Source organism: Salinibacterium sp. G-O1 (assembly GCF_030063305.1).
GTDB lineage: Bacteria > Actinomycetota > Actinomycetes > Actinomycetales > Microbacteriaceae > Rhodoglobus.
Genome location: NZ_JASISV010000002.1, coordinates 525,651 through 543,483 on the forward strand (window position 1 = coordinate 525,651; position 17,833 = coordinate 543,483).

Consider the following 17,833-nt stretch of genomic DNA (forward strand, 5'->3'; position numbering starts at 1 on the left):
ACTCTTCGACGGTTTAGCCCAGTCCTGAGCTCGCTGAGTCGTTTCCCTCGCCCAGGTGGGCCGGGATCACCCACGCCGGCAGGTCGTCAACGAAGGCCGAAAGCACATCATCCGTTTCGCCAAGGGTCCAGTCGACGTCGTCCCCGACCTCTGGCTCGAATTTGTTCCACTCGAACCAGTTGATCATGTGCAATTGGGGGAATCGCGTCGCCGTCTCCTCCGAGAACACCTGCCGCCACCACGCTTGCTTGATGGACCGCTCCAGGTCGGGATCACCGTCGGCAACGACCAATGCGGCCGTCTCGGGAATCCCCAACGCCTTTCCGTGCTCAACGGCATAGGTCTGGTAGAAGTCAGGAGCCGACGTATCGTCGCCGCCGTAGCCGCTGTAGGTGCCGGTGAGCTGTGCCGCGAATTTTCCGGCCTCTGGAATCTCGCTTTCACCCCAGGGGTGGGCCGAGCCCCAGTGGTAGAGCGACAACCCGACCCAATCCACGACGTCGTCGCCCGGGTAATAGGGCGCATAAGCCTCGTCGAGAGTAAGCACACCGTCGCCGGACGTGTCGAGCGCGGCGTAGTCTGCCGAACCCGGAGCGGCCGCGAATGAGCCACCGGTGAAGGGATATCCCCCGGCGTAGTTCGGCGCCCACATCATCGACGACCCTGGGGCGAGTCGGTGCACAGCCATGGCGACCGTGCGATACGCGGCAATGTACGCGCTCGGCTGCTGCCCCCACGCGTACCAGGATCCGTTCATCTCATGCGCAAAACGCACCACAACGGGCACTCCGGATGCGTTGAACTCGGCCAACAGCGTAGCCACCTCGCCAGCAATCTCTGGGGTCACCACCGCGAGCCCGGCATGGGGTTCCAAAGTCAGAAGCAGGGTTCCGTTGCCCGCCCGAACCTGGTCGGCCGCTCCCCGCACGTTCACGAGGTCAGTCTCGCTCATCGGCAGGTGCGTGAAGGAGACTGCGACCGCGGGCTCGAGCCCCAATCGATCACTGAACTCCTGAAGCGACTCGACACCCCAGTCGAGGTTGACTCCGAACAGGGCCCCGCTTTCGGGAATGATGTCAGCGGCCGGCAGGATTGCGCGAGCAACTTCCCCGGTGCTGTCCGGCGAGGCCAGACCAATCGCGCTGCATGCCGTGAGCGGCAGCACCAAAGCTACTGCGACTGCTACAGCCAATGCGCGAGACCCCATATGTTCCAAAATACCTGAGTAGAACTCGCCCTGGGAGCAAGGGGCTACCCCAAAGCGAGGGCCTGCGCGGCCCGGAAGTTGCCGTCGCAGCCCACGCATTATTGGGTCTTGTGGCAACGCTCCAGGAGGTGTATTACGTATCTGAGGGCCGCGCCATCCATCGGCTCTGAGCCCTCTTTGAACTGTTGTGAGGTGTTCATATGGACGGCATTAGTCTCACGAGTCCCTTCGGACTGAACTGCAGCACGGGCGGCAACCTCGAGGCCCACCCGCCCATCCTCCGAATCTAGGGGGGCTGATGAGATCCGGCGCAGAAGCGCTCAGGGTGGCGATGAGTCGTCCCCATATCCCGTTCTCGTTTGTGGGAACTGATGATCAACAGCGCGAGGTCGGCGATCTGATGTGTATGAGGGCTGTGCTCGCCAACTTTGATCTCATCCCCATTGATCACTTTGGGACAGCGAATGACGGGTTTCTCATCTCACAGGGGAAGCACGCCGACAGGAACCCGCCGCGGGGTGCCGTTGTGTGGTTTCCGAACCCCCTGAAAGGGTCGAGCGGTCATGTGGCAATCGCTACTGGCAAACGCGGCGAAGACGAGGTGTGGACGACGCCGGTGTGGTTGCAGGAGTCTGATCGGCACTCGACGTCACACCTCACGACCATTGCAAAGATGGAAGTCCTCTGCGGCAACGCGTATGCCGGGTGGACTGACCACATCGGCGACAACGAGATCGACTTCGTTGCGCCGGCCGGAGGCGCTTTCGCACTTTTCCTCGAACCACCCCCTATCCCAGAATTGGATGATGACATGATCGGCGCGATTGAGCAGCGCGGAACGGCGGATGACCCCACGAACCTGATGATCGCAGTATTTGGTGGCGGAATTGGGTGGGTCGAGATCTCGCCCGCAGACCGCGAGCCGTACAACCGTCTGAGGGCAGTGCTGAATACCATCGCGGATCAGGCTGGCGCTGCTGAGGTGCTGCCCAAGATTCCGATGGGCGTTGACCTGAATGGATGGAACACGACCAAGAGCTTCTTCTTTCACCCGGTACCTCCGAGTGCTGTCGACGCCACGGAGGTGAGGAAAGCCCTCGAGCTTGACTTCGCGGCCATGATCGAAAAACTCGCCGAGTTCGCGGCAATGAACCCTCGGGTGAAAAGCTAAAGGTGGATCTCGTAGGGCGGACGGGACGTGCGCGGCCGGTTTCGAATTTCGCGCAACGTCACGAAGCGACAGGAGGCCGTACCGTCAAAGCCAACGCAGCTAACCCAACGCCTCCGACAATTCGCTGGCCTAGCGGAGGTCAGCGTCCAGAAGCACGTCGCGGATGAGGTCGTTCCCCTCCTGCGAGGGGTGCGTGTAGTCGTCCGCTAGCAGACTGCCGGCGGCAGTCGTCCCCTCCGGTCCATTGAACGGCTCCAGCAGATCAACGCACTGGGCGTCGACCACAGCAACCACTTTGCAGACTTCGGCGCGCCATGCGATCAGGCCGCTGGCGATGGTGGAATTCACGCTCGCTCGGACATCCGGTTGTTCCGCTTCGAGGACCGACCACCCCGACCAGGCGTTGTATGCGGTGAGAACCAAAATCGAGGCTTCCGGCGCTTTTTCGCGGACGTGGTCCAGCACGCCCGCCAACTCCGCGCCAGTCGATGCCGTCTGAGTTGTAATGCACTCAGTGGATGTCGCGATCACGGCGGCCAAGACCTCCGCGTCCGTGACGAGTTGTTCCGCACGACAGGCTTCGCCCTCATCGGCATATGGCGGTTGGTCGTTGAAGCCCGCAGAGACGATGACGACCACGGCGTCGCCAAGCGCCGCGTCAAGGGAGCCTGATTGCAGCTCTCTAAGGATGTCGGCGGTCTGAGCGCCATCATGACGTGAACGATTGACGACCAGGTACGGCTCGTCGTTCGACTGCGCGAGTTCATCGGCGTAGGTATCGACGAAACCTGCGCAACCGGGACAGTCCCCCTCGGCGTTGAACGGAATTGAGTCGCCGATGGCAAGCACCGTGCGCTGCGAACTGGTCGCGCTCGGGGTCGCCGACTCCGCTGTGGGCGCGCTCGGAGCGGCACACCCCGCAAGGATGACAGCGAGCACCACGCCGATCATTCCTGCACGAGAGGGCCGTGCTCCCAACTCGTTGCGGGATCCGACAGCTCTCGTGGTCTGGTGCATTTGGTCCCCCGCTCGTGGGTGCAACTCATTGATAGAGGTTCATATGACCACAAATTTGGTCTTCCGAACAGAGACCAATCCGCGTTAACTGGTCGCATGGCGTCACCGTCAATTCCCCTGAATCACCTCACCGAACAGCTCGGGGAATGGCGCGCTGAAGCGAGCAGCGACTACGCGGCACTTGCGGAGCGAATTCGCCTCCTGACGATCGACGGACGCATTAAGGCCGGCATGCGCCTGCCGTCGGAGCGTCGAATGGCCGAGCACTTTGGCGTGAGCCGAACCACGGTGAACTCCGCGCTCGGAGAACTGCGAAAAACGGGATATGCGCGCAGCAGGCAAGGGTCCGGAACGGTGATAACGATTCCTGGGATGACCGGAGACATCCCGATACCCCACGCGGGCGATCTTCTGGATCTCAGCCGTGCCACCTCGGCTGCAGCGCCGGGACTATACGCTGCTGCAGAGCGGGCGCTCCAGCGGTTATCCGCGAGGCTGGGCACGGACGGTTACGAACTCGCTGGCCTGCCATCGCTGCGTGAGGCGATCGCGGATAAGTACACTACGGCGGGTCAGCCCACTTCGCCCGACCAGATCCTCATTACCAATGGAGCAGCCGGCGCGATTTCTTTGATCGCCCGCACGCTCGTGAGCGTCGGAGACCGGGTGCTCGTCGAAACACCTGGCTACCCGCACTCGAATGAAGCGTTTCGCGCCGTCAGCGCCCGACTTGTGCCCACCATTGTCGACGGGGACGACGGATGGGATCTGACCCACTTCACCCAAACGGTCGCCCTGTCATCGCCCAGAGTCGCGTACCTCATGCCCGACTTCCACAACCCGACAAGTCGCAGCATGTCGATCGCGACGCGAGAGAAGGTCGTGCACACCGCCCGGAGGCACGGGATGCTCATTGTCGCGGACGAGACAACAGCCGACCTCTCCCTTAACGGTGACACCCACATCGCCCCACTTGGAGCGTCTGACGAATGGGGCGAGACGGTGATCAGCGTCGGGTCTGCGAGCAAGACCATCTGGGGAGGTCTGCGCGTGGGATGGATCCGCGCCGCCGAGCAACACATCAACCGCCTCCATGCCGCACGATTCTCCTACGACCTTGGAGTCAGTGTCCTTGATCAGCTAACGGTCTCCGAAATGATCGAAAACCTCCCGGAGGTGCTTGCCTACCGTCGCGGCATTCACCGCCAATCCGCGGACGCGCTTCGTGCCGCCTTACAAGAGCATCTGCCCGAAGCCCGATTACACTCCGTCGCCGGTGGCGTCGCCGCGTGGATCGACCTCAACACACCCATCAGCTCTGCGCTCACGGTTGCCGCGCGCTCCAGGGGCCTGCTGATCGGCGCCGGACCCTGGTTCGGACTCAACGGCGAGTTCGAACTGAAACTTCGCATCCCCATAACTGCGCCTCCTCCCGACATCACGCGCGCCATCGCGATCCTCGCCGAAGCTCGACGCGATCTGCCACAACCTGTCGGCCGCTCAGCTCGCCACGCTTCTTGAGCGGGTCGACATCGACGGCGCCTGCAATGAGTATGTAGGGCGGATGGGACTTGAACCCATGACCGACGGATTATGAGCGCGTCGGATGGCGCTTACCACCCCTGACCAGCGCACACCATTCCGAACCACTGAGACCCATCGTCCCCGTAGTTCAGGGGAAGTTGGGTCCGTCACCGGAGGTCACTGGTACGCGCTGCGAGGCCTTGGTCAGGCGCGGTCCGACGGGATTTCGCCGGGTTCTCGACGCTCTCTCCACATGTTGCGGCACGGGATGGCTGCGCCGATACTCGGTTGGGCGCTCAGTGGTCGGAGGGTCGGGTTGGGCCGGTTGGCCTCTCTTGCTCCGTTCGTCCGTTACGCACCATCCTCGCCACGGCGGTGCACGGGGTTGGTCTAGCCCGCGTCCCTTGCCTTGAGGAACTGGCGCAGCTCCACGACCTTTGGGATATCCACCCATAGCCGGATGCTGTTCTCGACCACTGAGGTGCCACCGACTCGGAATGCGTCGAAGGGCAACGGGTCCAGGAGCGGTGCGAGGGCGGCAGCTTTGGCCGCCGACACATACCCAACCTTCCGACCCTTGCCGTGCACCGCTATTGCGCTCGTGTCGTGACGGTTGTTCGGCTCGCGCACCAGCAGGTACTCGGTGCCGCCGACCTTTCCACGTTCCGCATCTGTTACCCAGTTCGCCGAACCCTTAATTCGCATTCGGATAGAGGGAAGCTCGCGAAGGTCCAGAACCGTTAGCGACATCGGCTCGACCGATTCCGCCTTGACCGGATTCGCCAGCGCTTCCTCGCGCCGGTCGAGTCGGTCGATTTCCTTCATGTATTCGTCATGAACGTCGAAGACGCTGAGACCGTGGCGCTCTGCAATCTCAATGCCCACGTCCCAAAGCGACCGACCAGTTGATTTCTCGACCGCAACGATCTCTGCCGCGATTGCTCTCCGGTCAGCGGCTGGCGGAGTTGCAGGAGCAGGAGGCGATGGGCTTTCAGGAGGCGCAGTACTCGTGCCACCAGCCAGCACTTCCTTAACCGTGCTCCAGAATCCCATGGGCCGAGCTTATCGAGCGGGTGAGAGCGAGGCTCACAAATAATGACCTTGCAGACTCGCCCTTGCAACCTCGCGAAATCGGATTCTGACGGATTCTCAGAAAGCCAAGCGGCGCTGTGTCGTTTCGAGCGAGGCTTAGTTAACGACCCCGACAAACGAAGGAGCTGACATGGCCCGACCCAAGGTGCTCGCCAGTGAAATGGTGACGCTCAAGACCCGCGTCGCTCAGACAGACGACGCGGCGCTCAACAGTCTGGCGCAAGCCACCGGTGAAGCGAAGGCGTCGCACATACGTCGAGCGTTGAGCCAGTACGTTGCGGCGTTCGCTCTGGCGGACCACACGACAACTTCGATTGTCACCCACCCAACACAGAAGGAGACAACACGATGACCATTCACAACGCGTGGGGAACCAAGCCTGACCCGGTGACCGGCCTACCGCCATACCCCCTCCGCACGGCCTCGACCCAGACCCGGCTCAGGAAGCGTGCGGCAGACGCCGCAGCGTTGCGGAAGCAGCTCCAGGCGCGACTGGACTCGCTGACCGAAGAGTTCGAATCGGCGTTCTCAGAGTCCGACAAGCTCGCCGCGACGCGACAGCGGATCACCGCCGCCGCTAAGACCCACCGCAAGAACTAAGGAGACGCGATCATGCACAACCCGCTCACGGGCACTTCCCTAGACAGTTTGAGGCTGGAAGCACGCAACGCGAGCTACCCGAACACCGAAGCCGAGATGACGGCGGTGACGAACCGCGAGCACGAGATTCGCCAGTTGGTCGCCATGCACGAGGACGGTCTCGTGGAGTCCGCCGAGGCTGTCCACCGCTCAGGCGAGCCGCTACTCGCGAAGGCTGATGAGCTCCTGACAGAGATGAGCGGTCTGCGCACCGACATCGAGCGGGCGGGCACCAGCACCGGTCCCGAGCACGCAGCGCGCTTCGAATCGATCCGCCACCGAATGCAGACGCGCATAAACGAGCTGGCCAAGGTGGAGTCCGACGCCCAGTATCACGCCGGGAAGGTCTCGGACCCCTATGGATCGCTGGACAACATCCGTCGCAAGTACCCCGCCATCGTGGCTGGTCGACGCATCAGCTGAACATGACGATGGCCCTACAGATTCACCTGCAGGGCCACCACCTGAACAACCACGAAAGGACACCACGACATGTCTCTACCAATAACGCTACCTGAGCGGGCTTACTCGCCGCAGTTCGGCCCATTCGACCACTTCGCGCGGGCATGGAATCGCGATCTCGAAGCTGAGCCGGAGTTCGACCTCGACGGAAGGCGATCGCCCTTGTTGCGTCTTCCAGCAGTGTCTATCGGAACCCTCCACTACACCGCACCGCCCATCGAGGACATGCATCTCACCACCAGAGGAATGGTGACGGAAGCCTGCCTCAGGCTGGCTCGCTGGCGATGGCAGGACGGCAAGGCGTCGGCGTGGTGGATCGCCAAGCGGCTGGAGGGAACCTACTTCCCTACCGGCGTCGACGGCTACCGTCGCAACGGCGACCCGCTCACGCGCATCCCGCGCAAGGGTCTGGCGCTCATCGCCGCAACCGACGCGCTGAACTCCGGCGGCGTCGAGTGGTATTGCGAAATACCGCGCGACGACGATCCATGGTCTTTCGAGACCTTGCGCCTTTCGGCCGCACTTGCAAAGTTCGAAGGTTCTCGTTTGAACGCGCAAAGGGCAGTCTCCTCAGCCGCCCAGCGGCGACCCCAGCTGATCGAGTAGCGTTAACAGCGAACCGGTCATAGCGGCTCGCGAAAGAAACGAAACGCAAGAGAACATACGGAACCGAAGACGACGAGCAAGACCCAAATGCAGCACCACTACGACATACCCAGCCTCGACTAGTTCGAGTCTGCTCACGCTGAATCCTCAGGAGTACAGGCGTACGGGCGAGTGGAGAACCACCTTCGACTTGAAGGTGGCGACTCCCAACCGTGCGCCCTTTCTGCATTAAAGCGCAGCTCCCCAAGGAGACTGCATTGCAAAACATCAATCCTGAGCATCCCGCCGCCCCCGGTCGTCTGCTCGACACCGCCGAAGTCGCTGAACTTCTGCACATTACTCCCCGACAAGTCGCTCGACTACGGCAATCCGGAAAGCTCAAGTCCGTCCGCATCACGGGCGCGGCGGCTCGGCACACCATTGCCCAAGTCCAAGGGTTTGTAGCCGAGCACTCCAACGACGAAACGGCGCTCTGACATGCGCGATCCATCGACTCGATGGTTGGCAGTGCGCTCGCGAGCCGACATGTCACCGTGGCTCGTTCAGAAACTCGAGGCCCTACGCGACCGCTTTCGCGACGAGTTTGCGGGAAGCGACTCCGTCGTCATCTGCGGCCTCAATGGCGGCGTGAAGGACGAGGAGTCCGTCGAAGGGCGCACCTGTGACCGCTGTCGCGTCTACACCCCGAACATCTGGAGGCACTGGTACACCCTTCGCGCTGAGGGCTACGTCATGCGAGTCGAATCCAAGTTCTGCACGCCCTGCGCACAGGGCGAAGGGTTCCCAACCGGTCGGAGGCCTGACAGAACCGGCTAACCGTCCAGCCCGCGCGCCCACCAAGGCAACGACGCGCTCATGCACCAATTCCGCAGAGCGACCACGAAAGTAGCACTCCCCATGAACGACACAGCACGGCGAAAGCGCGAAGTCTGTCGGTACGACTTCACCGACGAGCGCGGGCGCCTGGTCTTCCAGAAGGTCAGATACGCCATCGATAGTCCCGGTCCTGGCGGTCGGACCAAATCCTTCAAGTACTACAACCCGAACGCCTTTGGTGGCATCGGCGGCTTTGGCAAGCCAGAGGGCGCAGACCGGCTCATCTTCAACCTGCCGGCCACCCTCGCAGCCACCCGGGCAGGTGAGACGATCCACTCGACCGAGGGCGAGAAGGACGCACTCGAACTCATCAAGCGGGGCTATGCGGCCACCAGCGTTCACCAAGGAGCCAACAAGGTCACGGTCGAGCAGATGGCATGGCTGTACGAGGCACCGCGCGTAGTGCTCTGGGTCGACAAGGACGTGGAGCATCCGGAGGTCGGCGCGCACGATGCGGCGATGCGGCATGACCACCTACTGCGGCTGGGCTACCCCGGCATCATCGAGTTCCGGCGCGCACGCGGTCCGTGGGGCGGTCTGAAAGACATTGCGGATCACCTTGCCGCTGGCTACACCGTCGATCAGGCCGTTCGGGTGAGCCCCGCTCGCCTCGCCGCATGCGCAGCGCAGTGGACCCCTGCCGATAACCGGAGGGCTCGCTATGTCCTCTGACGGAACCCGCTCATTCAAGTTGCTCAAAGGCGGCGGCATGGAACCCATCGATAGCCCTAGTGAAGCTGTCGATGACGACCCGTTCGTGCCAAGGGAGCAGAAGGCGCGCGCCCGCCGGAAACAGACCGGCGAATCGTCGATCCCCGAAAACGTCCTGCTACTGCGCGAGAACCAGCCTTCGAAGGCCATCGTTCGGTTCGCAAACGACATCAAGTCGCGTCGGCAGAAGTTCCTTTGGCAAGACCGGATTCCAATAGGAACTGTCGGTCTGTTTGCCGGTCGTGGTGGTGTCGGCAAGTCCACCTTCGCGATCTGGCTCGCGGTCGAGGCACAGCATGGCCGTCTGCCGGGTGACCTTCAAGGTGAGCGCGTGGTCGTGCTGTACGTGTCCGTCGAGGATCACTGGGAGACGCAGATGAAGCCGCGCCTCACGGCGGCGGGTGCTGACATGGCGCGGTTCGGCGCCCTCACAATCCAGTCGAGCGTGGATACAGCGACCGGAGAGCGCATTCCGCTTCTCCCAGAGGACACCGAGGCAGTCCGCAACGCGATCGTGGACACGGGCGCTCGCATCGTGATCCTCGATCCGATTACGTCCACCGTCTCCGGCGACGACCATAAGCGCGAGATCGTCCGCGCCGTGCTCGACCCTCTGGCGAAGGTCGCCGGTGAGACCGGCTCGGTGATCCTCGGCATCATGCACTTCAACAAGGGTGCAGGGGCCGCGAGCGACAAGGTCTCCGGGTCTCATGCATATCGAGACGCGGCGCGCTCGGTGATGCTCTTCGCCAAAGACGAGGAATCCGGCCACGTCGTAATGACGCAGGACAAGGGCAACTACGCCGACTTCGGAGACATGTCTCTCGAGTACGACCTTGTGGACACCGTGGTCGAGTTGGACGACGGTGAGCTCGCCCATGTCGCCAAGGTGAACATGATCGGCGAGACCAGCACGTCTGTCGGCGAGATCATCAACCGCGTTCCCGTGAACGACGAGGTCGTTCGATGGCTCATGAACTACATGACCGAGAGCGCCGGTCCTGTACCGGCAAAGCAAGCTGAGGACGACGGCAAGATCGAGGGCTTCTCGGTGCACCAACTCAAGCGCGCCCGAGCGCGGTGCCGACCGCAGATCGTCGCGAGCAAAGTCGGCATGACCGGCCCGTGGATGTGGTCGTTCGCCGAAGAGAGTGCGAAGAGCGCTGTGACCACGGACGGCGCACTCTTCTCAGAATCCGCGGCACCACCGCGCACTCTTCAGGAGCCGAAATGAAGGGTGCGCGTCGCTCCCCGAAGAGTGCGGCGAACTCCTCAGTAAAACCAAAAGAGTGCGCTCCCCGAGCACACAGCACTCTTCGGCGCACTCTTCGGGAGAACACGACCCAATCGACCACTAGGAACACCACATCGACGCATGAAACAGAAGTTGGAGAGACGACATGACGAAGAAGAAGGACGATCGACCGAGGGGTGAAGCTGCACCTTGGAAGGACGGGCGGAAGCCTGCTGTGACATGCAGTGCACGGACTACTGCTGGGTTCCCATGTAAGAGACCACCCATCAAAGGCTCAAACGTCTGCCGAGCGCACGGCGGGGCAGCTCCTCAGGTGCGCGCTGCCGCACAGGTCCGCATCCTCATGAGCGCGGATGCAGCAGCGGCCAAGCTCATCGAGATGATCCATTCGAAGAAGGTTGCAGACAACGTCAAGCTCGCCGCTGTGAAGGACTTGCTCGACCGAGCGAACCTGTCGGGCATACAAAACATCGAGGTCGGAGTTACCAAGCGGGACTTCTCCGACATCAGCTCGATCATCTCGATGGATCTCGACATGAGCGACTTGGACATTGTCGATGCGGAGGTGATCGAGGAGGACGACAACAGCCCGCTGGTGCCCCGCGACATCGACGGCGTCCCGCCTGCTCGCACACGTGGCGACCGGAACTTCGAAGCCGTGATCGAGAAGGGTCGTCGCGCAGAGGTTCAGCGGATGCGGTCGGGCGGGATGAGCGTCTCTGAGCGCGCGCGCCGCGAAGCCGAGGCCTTCGCCCAAGCGCCATCTTCAACCGACAGCCGGGGCAAGGCCGCGTACCTCGCCGCCCTCGACGCTGGGGCGAGCCACGACGATGCCGAGCGGGCAGCCAAGAGGGCTGTCGAGGGTGGCGACGACTCCGGGAAACGGCGTGCCAGGACCAGCGAGGCCACGATGGGCCAGCGGCGCTCAAAGCGGGATCGGTCCTAGGCATGAGCAGGATGGGCGCTCCCCAACGCAATCACGGGGTCTGGGAGTAGCGCCCATCCCACCGTCCCGACCAGCCCTGCGACCACCCAATGACGCGGCTGAATTTGGCTTCTGACCAGCTATTTGCCTTCTCGCCCGCGCTGGAGTTGAGTAGCCCTCGCCGCCAGTTCTACGGAATCGGCGGCATCCCACGAAAACCAACCGAAGGACCGGAACACGAGATGACCACGACGAAGAACAACAAGACCACCGCTCCCCTCGCACACCGCGTGCCTACCGCGGTGAGCGCGACGATTCAGGAATACACCGCTTGGTTGGAGGGCCAGACTGGCGTCAAGATCGACGCCCTCAGCGTCTACTTGGGTAGCCAGCTCCGAGGCACATGGCAGAAGAGCGCTGAGCGACAGGCTGAGCTTGCCGACGCAGCAGCCGCGAGGGTACTGGCCGACGCTGCCAAGGCCAAGGCGAAGGCCGCTCGTGAAGCCGCCGCTGTTGCGAAGACCGCTGAGCCTAAGGACAAGCCCGTTGCCAAAGCAGCACCGAAGGCCGCACCCAAAAAGGTTGCGCCGAAGCGCCCCACCAAGGCCGGTTCGACCATCGCTGCGACGGGAAACGACGGTCAGCCCGTCGTCATCGCCGAGACCAATCACGTCGACGCGGTGCAGGCATGAGCACGGACCAGCCGACGACACCCGGCGCGCGAATAGCGCTGACACACACCACGGACGAGCACACGCGATTGCAGCCGAACACCATGGGCACGGTGCTACACGTCGACGACCTCGGCACCGTGCATGTGCGCTTCGACACCGGCGAGACGTTGGGGCTCATTTCCGGCGAGGACGAGTGGCGTTCGCTGCACCCGCGCTGGGACGTGCAGCGCATGACCGGCACGACCGATGCACGCTCTCGACGCGGTCGGCTCCGCATGCAGCTTGCCGAACTCATGGATAGCAACGCGCCACGTGCCGAGATCGAGGCGGTCCGTTCACAGATACAGCAGCTCAACATCCAGATCGAGGAACAGGACGGCCACCGATGAACGCCGTCATGTACCTTCGCGTGTCATCCGTGGGTCAGCTAGATGGCTTCGGCCTCGACGTTCAGGAAGAAGCGTGCCGTGCATATGCCAACGCTCACGGTCTTCACATCACCGCCACGTTCCGCGACGAGGGTGTGTCGGGCATGTTAGACGCCACCGAGCGCGAAGGGCTCATGGATGCCCTTACGGCGTTGCAGGACGGGTCAGTGGACCTGCTGTTAGTCGCGCGGCTTGACCGTCTCGCTCGCTCGCTCACGGTGCAGGAGGCCGTGCTCGCGCAAGTCTGGACGGCGAATCGCACGCTGCACTCTGCGGACGTAGGCGAAGTCCTGCGCGATGACCCCGACGACCCCTTGCGCACCGCGATGCGGCAGATGGCCGGTGTGTTTGCCGAACTAGACCGAGGCATGGTTGTGAAGCGCATGCGCGACGGCCGCAGGGCTAAGGCAGCACAAGGCGGTCGCGCGGTCGGGCCTGCACCCTACGGCTATCTCGCGAAGGACGGCATGCTGCACCTCGTCCACGCTGAACAGCTCGCCCTCGCACGCATGCACGAGCTGCGCTTGACCGGCTGCACGATGGCCGAGATTGCCGTCACCCTTGCCGAGGAAAACCATCCGACCAAGCGAGGCGGCGGCTGGTCCAGCCCTGTCGTGAGTCGCATCCTGTCCCGCCCGCCAGTGCCGCTTGTGCAGATCGCCGATGTGGACCTGTCCGAAGCCATCACCCCTACAAACCTCACCAAGGAACCTGCGGCACATGCCGCCTAATCAGTAAGGAAACGCTATGTCGAACTACACCCCAGGGACCGTTGTCACCGTCGGCGCGCTTGCCGTCGGAGACTCCATCTTTCTCCGCGAACGCCGGGCGGTTGGACTGGCCGTCCCAACCCATCCCGCCACGGTCACCGAACTGGTTCCGTCCACAGACGGTCGAGTCCTGGTCCGTGTGAAGAGCGCGAACGCCGGAAGCGATGCAGCGCCGCGCGTTCTGGGTCAGCTCCCTGCCACCCGCGAGTTCCGCCGCGCGGTCGCTGTCATCTGACCCATGCGAACGCGTCCCCTGCCCGAGCGCAAGACTCTCGGCACCGCCTGGAACCTCCGACCCGACACCGAGCGTGTCGAGGCGCGAGCGCTCCGGGTGGGGGACGTCGTCATGGAAAGCCCCGACCACCCATTCCGCATCGCGAAAGTGACGCACCAGAACGGCGTCATCGTCCACGGCAAGTACGTCTGGCAAGACGATCGCGAGAAGTCCTGGATGCTCTCCCGGTTCTCCAACAGCCACGTTCTCGACCGAGCCATCCCCGGCGAGTACTAATTCCGAAATCTCAACCCAATTCCGAAATCCCACCAAGGAGCACAACATGGCACACGTTCGAGAAGTTCCCCGCAAAGGTTCGTCCAACGGAATCGCTTATGAGGTGCACTGGCGACTGCCGGGCGGTAAGAAGGTGCAGCAGACCTTCACTGTAAAGCGCGAGGCCGAACGGTTCGCATTGCGAGTGGAAAGCGACCTCGGCGACGGACAGACCACCGCGCCTCTCATGCGAAAGTCCAAGACCTTCGCGCAGGTCACCGAGGCAGCGCTGGCTGCGAGTGCCGGGCGGCTCAAGGTGCGCACGCAGGAAGGGTATCGGCAAATGCTCGACCGGCACGTCCTCCCGACTTTCGGCACACGCCGCATCGCCTCCATCACCTCCGCGAATTTGGAGCAGTGGATTGCCCAGCTGACGTCCACACAGAAACAACGCGGTGGCTCGCGCCTGCACCCGTCGACCGTTCGACACGCCTTCATCGCGGCGAACAAGGTCTTCCGCTACGCCTTGCGGCACCGGATGATCGTGCATAACCCCGCTACTGGCACCGAGCTTCCGAGAGTCCAGCACACCGAGAAATTCGCGCCGCAGTTTCTTTCGGGTGCAGAGGTCGAGGCGCTTGCAGAAGCGCTCTCGGGATCCGCCCCGGACGATCTGCTGGTGCGTGTCGGTGCCTATTGCGGACTCCGCGCCGGGGAACTGGTGGCACTGCGTGTGGGCGACGTGGACGTGCACCGAGGCCGCATCCGTGTACAGCGCACACTCGTACGGACCCCGGACGGCTGGATCGAGGACTCCCCCAAGTCGGCGAACTCCACGCGCACCGTTCCAATGACCAAGGAGCTTGCAGCTCTCCTGCGTGACTATCTCGCCGCGCACCCACACGGGGACGACCTCGGCGCGCCCTTGTGGCCAGGACGCAACTACGCAGGCGGCGGCGAATGGCGTGGCGCGCTCGACTGGTCCAAGCGACTCGACTACGACAGCTTCTACAGGCGTCGGTTCAGGGTCGCCGCTGAAACGATCGGTCGACCAACGCTCCGATTCCACGACCTGCGACACACCGCAGCGAGCCTGTGGGCGATGCACGGAATGGCGATGGAGCGCGTCGCAGCAGCACTGGGCCACGCCGACACCGGGATCACCTACAAGACCTATCTGCACTTCTTCCCGGATCAGTGGGACGCCGACATGGCTCGCTTCTCGGCGGGCCTCGCTTCCCCGAGCGCGCGGGTCACGCCGCTGCAGCGAGAGGCTTAGGCGATAGCTTCGTTCAGCTTGACGAATGCTTTCTCGAACCTCTCGACGGTGTCGGGGCTGATCGTGCTGAAGAACTCCGGCTGGTTGTAAGTAAGCGCGTGCGCGGGGAGAGCGTGATCGAACCAACCGTGCAGGTCGATCAGCTTCTTGATGATCGGGACCGGCGTAGCAGGAAGATCAGACTCCTGCACGTTGCGGGAGAACGCCCAGTTGTACAGCTTCAAGTAGTCGACCGGCGCGAACAAGTCCTCAATGTCTGCAGTAGCCGGGAGTGCGGTATCGATTTCGCTCACGGCGACGATCGTGGTCGGATCGACACCATTCTCTTCGGCTGCCTTCCGCGCTCGATCGAGGGTCGCCGCAGTTTTGCTCCCATCGACCAGTGCGGACACCTTGAGCCGACGTCCCATCAAAGCCACGAACGCTGGCATGTTGGAAATACCTCCGACTGGAATGATCGCGAGCCGAGGGCTGAGTGGGGTCTTGCCGTTCTGTTCCATGTAAGAGCTGAGCCGCATGAGGTAGATGAAGTCGCTGCTGCCTTCCACCGCGAGATGGGGTCCCGAGCCGAGGAACAGGTGCTGGCTGATCGTGTAACCGAGGGCGGACTCGACGGGCAAGATCGTGTCCCTGTCCGCAGAGAGACTCACGTGAGTCACCGCCACGCCGCCTTCGTTGTCTTCTCGCGTGGCTTTGTCGTGGACCGCCCGAAGCTTTTCGTACACTTCTGGATCGATCATGAACTGCGAATGAGTTGTGTAGATCGTCTGCTTGGATGCGCCGAGCTCGTTGAAGATGTAGTCAACGAAGTCCTTCTGCGCCTCGCCGTGAAGACTCGTGCCGGGCTCGTCGAGCAGGACAACTACGGGCTTGGAAGTGTGCTGGTACTCACTGAATGCAGCGAAGAAGGAGAAGAACCACTGGAACCCGGTGGATCGGGTCGAGAAGTTCGTCTCTACATCTCCATGACGAGCGTCACGCAGTTCGATCTTCAAGATTCGGTGATTGTCCGTGCCTCCTGTTGAAGGGTTCGCAACCGCCACATTGTCGTCGCCGAAAATGACCGCGAGGTCTGTGTTGACCTTCCAGTAGTTGAACACTTCGCGGCTCAGGTCGGAGGCTGCCGCCTGCAACTCGGCCTTGCGGCTGTCGTAGTTCGAATCAAGGAAGTCTTTTGGCTGCACACCTGCGTGTGCAAGGAGGGACACGACAGTTTGATTCTCTTCGCTGAGTGCAGTACCTGCGCCGACCGTTGCTGCTAGCTCAGTTAGGTCTGTCTCCCCCGGCAGGACGCTGTAATTGGAGAAGTAGAAAAAGGTTGGAACGCGCGCAGCGAAGGCGTCAAGCTGGTCTTGCTCCAAGACGGCTGGCTCGACCTGATAGCGGTACTTATCCGCCGATCCGGCGAATCCGCCTACAGCCTTCGCCCGGGTGGGCTCTCGCTCCTTGAGCGCCTTTGCCAACTCTTTGGACTTCGCGATAGCCGCATCGAGCGTCTCCTCGCCGAGCAGTTCGTCTATTTCCTGAGCGGCGATTGATGCATCTGCACCCGCCGCCTGGATGACTTCCGCCAAGTCGGCTTCAAGCCAGACATAAAACTGGTTCGCGTAGCTCTTTGCCGCAAACACCTTGGTGTCAAGAAGAAGCGGGCCTGGCAGTACTCCGTCAAGTGCGTCGATGTCGCTCTGCTCGACCGCAAATTCGGCACTTACGGGCCTCGTATTTTGCAGGTTCGGGTCCGCCCTGCGATCGCGGGCAAGACGCCAGCGAGGATACTCCGTGACAAGTTCAAACTTCCTGCTGTCACCGTTCGCGGGGTGCAGCCGATGCAGAGCTTTTAGGATCGTTGTCTTGCCAGACTCGTTCTTGCCGACGAGCGCCGTGACGTCACTCTCGATTTCTATCCGTTGGGGCTCCACAAAGTTGCGGAACTTCTGGATAGTCACAGCGACCAACTTCATTGGATCTCCCTCGATACCTGTATGACGCTCAGGATATCGGCAGGCAGCGACACTCCATGCCCCCAGACTGGGCTTAGCCCAAACATGCAGTCGCGTCGCCGATGCCAGCCCCGGCTTCCGCAATCACGTTGGAGACCGGCATCATGACGACCGTGTGCGAGGCTGTCACGTCGTCAAGCGGAAAGACCATCGACGTTGTCTCGCCCGAGGGGTCCTCTCCTGCTCCCCAGGAACCCAGAATCTCCTCACCCGATGGCGACGTGTAGAGGAGCGCCACCGAGAAGTATCTACCACCGGACGGCACCGCCGAGCCGCGAGTCACTGTGTACCCCTCTTCCATGAATCCCTGAATGTGGGCGACCCAAGTTGCGCTCATCATTAGGCACTCTGGTGCAGGCTCGGGCACTGCGGTCGGGCTGGCGTCCTGCGTCGGCTGGGTGGTCTGCGTGGGTCGAGGCGCTTCATCTTGCTCGGCGGACGAGAGTCCGGAACACCCTGCAAGCGCGAGGACCAGGACGGCAAGAGCGATGGGACGGAACATGCCGCAACCGTATCGGTTCTCGAACGCGGACGGGATTTGGACGGGATCGGCTCCGGGACCTCGCAGCGCCGACACCCAACTTCCCCGTAAACATTCGTAGGGCGGATGGGACTTGAACCCATGACCGACGGATTATGAGTCCGCTGCTCTAACCAGCTGAGCTACCGCCCCGAGCCCCACGTGCTCGGGCGGATACCTACGATAC

22 protein-coding genes, 1 tRNA gene and 1 pseudogene are annotated in these 17,833 nt (G+C 62.5%); 17 read left to right on the forward strand and 7 right to left on the reverse strand.

All coding sequences use genetic code 11. The features are described 5' to 3' along the window. Positions 1-13 precede the first annotated feature (13 nt). Entirely contained in the window at positions 14-1,192 is a 1,179-nt protein-coding gene (locus QMG83_RS08920) for a glycoside hydrolase family 26 protein (RefSeq protein WP_283505018.1), read from the reverse strand. A 580-nt stretch (positions 1,193-1,772) separates the two neighbouring features. Between QMG83_RS08920 and QMG83_RS08925 the strand changes: the two genes are divergently transcribed. Beyond that, positions 1,773-2,378: a hypothetical protein gene (locus QMG83_RS08925; protein ID WP_283505019.1), complete on the forward strand. Its 606-nt coding sequence runs from the start codon at positions 1,773-1,775 to the stop codon at positions 2,376-2,378. A gap of 129 nt (positions 2,379-2,507) precedes the next feature. On the opposite strand, the gene QMG83_RS08930 is transcribed toward QMG83_RS08925, so the two are convergent. Next, the gene (locus tag QMG83_RS08930; RefSeq protein ID WP_283505020.1) at positions 2,508-3,329 is read right to left on the reverse strand and encodes an SGNH/GDSL hydrolase family protein; all 822 of its coding nucleotides are present in this window, start codon (positions 3,327-3,329) and stop codon (positions 2,508-2,510) included. Between the two features lie 162 nt (positions 3,330-3,491). Between QMG83_RS08930 and yczR the strand changes: the two genes are divergently transcribed. Then, positions 3,492-4,916: a MocR-like transcription factor YczR gene (yczR, locus tag QMG83_RS08935; protein ID WP_283505021.1), complete on the forward strand. Its 1,425-nt coding sequence runs from the start codon at positions 3,492-3,494 to the stop codon at positions 4,914-4,916. A 393-nt stretch (positions 4,917-5,309) separates the two neighbouring features. Here the strand turns inward: yczR and QMG83_RS08940 are convergent, their stop codons facing one another. Beyond that, the gene (locus QMG83_RS08940; RefSeq protein ID WP_283505022.1) at positions 5,310-5,804 is read right to left on the reverse strand and encodes an HIRAN domain-containing protein; all 495 of its coding nucleotides are present in this window, start codon (positions 5,802-5,804) and stop codon (positions 5,310-5,312) included. Between the two features lie 337 nt (positions 5,805-6,141). Here QMG83_RS08940 and QMG83_RS08945 point away from each other — a divergent pair, with 337 nt between their 5' ends. The 5 genes from QMG83_RS08945 to QMG83_RS08965 all read left to right on the forward strand — a co-directional run bounded on the left by QMG83_RS08945 (position 6,142) and on the right by QMG83_RS08965 (position 8,194). Further along, on the forward strand, positions 6,142-6,363 hold the full coding sequence (locus QMG83_RS08945) for a hypothetical protein (RefSeq protein ID WP_283505023.1): 222 nt from the start codon (positions 6,142-6,144) through the stop codon (positions 6,361-6,363). Then, positions 6,360-6,611, forward strand: a complete 252-nt coding sequence (locus QMG83_RS08950) for a hypothetical protein (protein ID WP_283505024.1) — start codon at positions 6,360-6,362, stop codon at positions 6,609-6,611. Before QMG83_RS08945 ends, QMG83_RS08950 begins: the two co-directional genes overlap by 4 nt. Positions 6,612-6,623: 12 nt before the next feature. After that, positions 6,624-7,073, forward strand: coding sequence for a hypothetical protein (locus QMG83_RS08955; RefSeq protein WP_283505025.1), 450 nt, complete (start codon positions 6,624-6,626; stop codon positions 7,071-7,073). A 69-nt stretch (positions 7,074-7,142) separates the two neighbouring features. Further along, positions 7,143-7,718, forward strand: a complete 576-nt coding sequence (locus QMG83_RS08960) for a hypothetical protein (protein ID WP_283505026.1) — start codon at positions 7,143-7,145, stop codon at positions 7,716-7,718. Between the two features lie 257 nt (positions 7,719-7,975). Then, positions 7,976-8,194, forward strand: coding sequence for a helix-turn-helix domain-containing protein (locus QMG83_RS08965; protein ID WP_283505027.1), 219 nt, complete (start codon positions 7,976-7,978; stop codon positions 8,192-8,194). 82 nt (positions 8,195-8,276) lie between these two features. Here QMG83_RS08965 and QMG83_RS08970 read toward each other — a convergent pair whose 3' ends face one another. After that, the gene (locus QMG83_RS08970; protein ID WP_283505028.1) at positions 8,277-8,420 is read right to left on the reverse strand and encodes a hypothetical protein; all 144 of its coding nucleotides are present in this window, start codon (positions 8,418-8,420) and stop codon (positions 8,277-8,279) included. A 195-nt stretch (positions 8,421-8,615) separates the two neighbouring features. Between QMG83_RS08970 and QMG83_RS08975 the strand changes: the two genes are divergently transcribed. From QMG83_RS08975 to QMG83_RS09015, 10 genes and pseudogenes are all read left to right on the forward strand, one after another. After that, positions 8,616-9,266, forward strand: coding sequence for a hypothetical protein (locus QMG83_RS08975; RefSeq protein ID WP_283505029.1), 651 nt, complete (start codon positions 8,616-8,618; stop codon positions 9,264-9,266). A 37-nt stretch (positions 9,267-9,303) separates the two neighbouring features. Then, positions 9,304-10,539, forward strand: a complete 1,236-nt coding sequence (locus QMG83_RS08980) for an AAA family ATPase (RefSeq protein ID WP_283505030.1) — start codon at positions 9,304-9,306, stop codon at positions 10,537-10,539. 166 nt (positions 10,540-10,705) lie between these two features. Continuing rightward, positions 10,706-10,855: pseudogene (locus QMG83_RS15460) on the forward strand (hypothetical protein); the annotation flags it as partial. An 18-nt stretch (positions 10,856-10,873) separates the two neighbouring features. Next, on the forward strand, positions 10,874-11,506 hold the full coding sequence (locus QMG83_RS08985) for a hypothetical protein (protein ID WP_283505031.1): 633 nt from the start codon (positions 10,874-10,876) through the stop codon (positions 11,504-11,506). 221 nt (positions 11,507-11,727) lie between these two features. After that, entirely contained in the window at positions 11,728-12,177 is a 450-nt protein-coding gene (locus QMG83_RS08990; protein ID WP_283505032.1) for a hypothetical protein, read from the forward strand. Next, positions 12,174-12,548 carry a DUF4314 domain-containing protein gene (locus QMG83_RS08995; RefSeq protein WP_283505033.1) on the forward strand — a complete coding sequence of 125 codons (375 nt, stop codon included), beginning with the start codon at positions 12,174-12,176 and terminating at the stop codon, positions 12,546-12,548. Before QMG83_RS08990 ends, QMG83_RS08995 begins: the two co-directional genes overlap by 4 nt. Next, entirely contained in the window at positions 12,545-13,318 is a 774-nt protein-coding gene (locus QMG83_RS09000) for a recombinase family protein (RefSeq protein ID WP_283505034.1), read from the forward strand. Before QMG83_RS08995 ends, QMG83_RS09000 begins: the two co-directional genes overlap by 4 nt. A 16-nt stretch (positions 13,319-13,334) precedes the next feature. Further along, a complete protein-coding gene (locus tag QMG83_RS09005) occupies positions 13,335-13,592 on the forward strand; it encodes a hypothetical protein (RefSeq protein ID WP_283505035.1) in 258 nt (85 codons plus the stop codon). Positions 13,593-13,595: 3 nt separating this feature from the next. Beyond that, a complete protein-coding gene (locus QMG83_RS09010) occupies positions 13,596-13,868 on the forward strand; it encodes a hypothetical protein (protein WP_283505036.1) in 273 nt (90 codons plus the stop codon). A gap of 46 nt (positions 13,869-13,914) precedes the next feature. After that, positions 13,915-15,126: a tyrosine-type recombinase/integrase gene (locus QMG83_RS09015; protein WP_283505037.1), complete on the forward strand. Its 1,212-nt coding sequence runs from the start codon at positions 13,915-13,917 to the stop codon at positions 15,124-15,126. On the opposite strand, the gene QMG83_RS09020 is transcribed toward QMG83_RS09015, so the two are convergent. The 3 genes from QMG83_RS09020 to QMG83_RS09030 form a co-directional block, all read right to left on the reverse strand. Then, a complete protein-coding gene (locus QMG83_RS09020; protein ID WP_283505038.1) occupies positions 15,123-17,087 on the reverse strand; it encodes an AAA family ATPase in 1,965 nt (654 codons plus the stop codon). The two genes, QMG83_RS09015 and QMG83_RS09020, sit on opposite strands and share 4 nt — an antisense overlap. Positions 17,088-17,160: 73 nt before the next feature. Beyond that, positions 17,161-17,628, reverse strand: coding sequence for a hypothetical protein (locus QMG83_RS09025; RefSeq protein WP_283505039.1), 468 nt, complete (start codon positions 17,626-17,628; stop codon positions 17,161-17,163). A gap of 97 nt (positions 17,629-17,725) precedes the next feature. Then, positions 17,726-17,799 (reverse strand) — tRNA-Ile (locus QMG83_RS09030). Positions 17,800-17,833 lie beyond the last annotated feature (34 nt).

Excerpts from the sequence above, each read along its gene's own strand:
- QMG83_RS08930 (WP_283505020.1), bottom strand. The coding sequence starts at position 3,329 with ATGATCGGCGTGGTGCTCGCTGTCATCCTTGCGGGGTGTGCCGCTCCG.
- yczR (WP_283505021.1), top strand. The coding sequence starts at position 3,492 with ATGGCGTCACCGTCAATTCCCCTGAATCACCTCACCGAACAGCTCGGG.
- QMG83_RS08945 (WP_283505023.1), top strand. The coding sequence starts at position 6,142 with ATGGCCCGACCCAAGGTGCTCGCCAGTGAAATGGTGACGCTCAAGACC.
- QMG83_RS08950 (WP_283505024.1), top strand. The coding sequence starts at position 6,360 with ATGACCATTCACAACGCGTGGGGAACCAAGCCTGACCCGGTGACCGGC.
- QMG83_RS08955 (WP_283505025.1), top strand. The coding sequence starts at position 6,624 with ATGCACAACCCGCTCACGGGCACTTCCCTAGACAGTTTGAGGCTGGAA.
- QMG83_RS08960 (WP_283505026.1), top strand. The coding sequence starts at position 7,143 with ATGTCTCTACCAATAACGCTACCTGAGCGGGCTTACTCGCCGCAGTTC.
- QMG83_RS08975 (WP_283505029.1), top strand. The coding sequence starts at position 8,616 with ATGAACGACACAGCACGGCGAAAGCGCGAAGTCTGTCGGTACGACTTC.
- QMG83_RS08980 (WP_283505030.1), top strand. The coding sequence starts at position 9,304 with ATGGAACCCATCGATAGCCCTAGTGAAGCTGTCGATGACGACCCGTTC.
- QMG83_RS08990 (WP_283505032.1), top strand. The coding sequence starts at position 11,728 with ATGACCACGACGAAGAACAACAAGACCACCGCTCCCCTCGCACACCGC.
- QMG83_RS08995 (WP_283505033.1), top strand. The coding sequence starts at position 12,174 with ATGAGCACGGACCAGCCGACGACACCCGGCGCGCGAATAGCGCTGACA.
- QMG83_RS09000 (WP_283505034.1), top strand. The coding sequence starts at position 12,545 with ATGAACGCCGTCATGTACCTTCGCGTGTCATCCGTGGGTCAGCTAGAT.
- QMG83_RS09005 (WP_283505035.1), top strand. The coding sequence starts at position 13,335 with ATGTCGAACTACACCCCAGGGACCGTTGTCACCGTCGGCGCGCTTGCC.
- QMG83_RS09010 (WP_283505036.1), top strand. The coding sequence starts at position 13,596 with ATGCGAACGCGTCCCCTGCCCGAGCGCAAGACTCTCGGCACCGCCTGG.
- QMG83_RS09015 (WP_283505037.1), top strand. The coding sequence starts at position 13,915 with ATGGCACACGTTCGAGAAGTTCCCCGCAAAGGTTCGTCCAACGGAATC.
- QMG83_RS09020 (WP_283505038.1), bottom strand. The coding sequence starts at position 17,087 with ATGAAGTTGGTCGCTGTGACTATCCAGAAGTTCCGCAACTTTGTGGAG.
- QMG83_RS09025 (WP_283505039.1), bottom strand. The coding sequence starts at position 17,628 with ATGTTCCGTCCCATCGCTCTTGCCGTCCTGGTCCTCGCGCTTGCAGGG.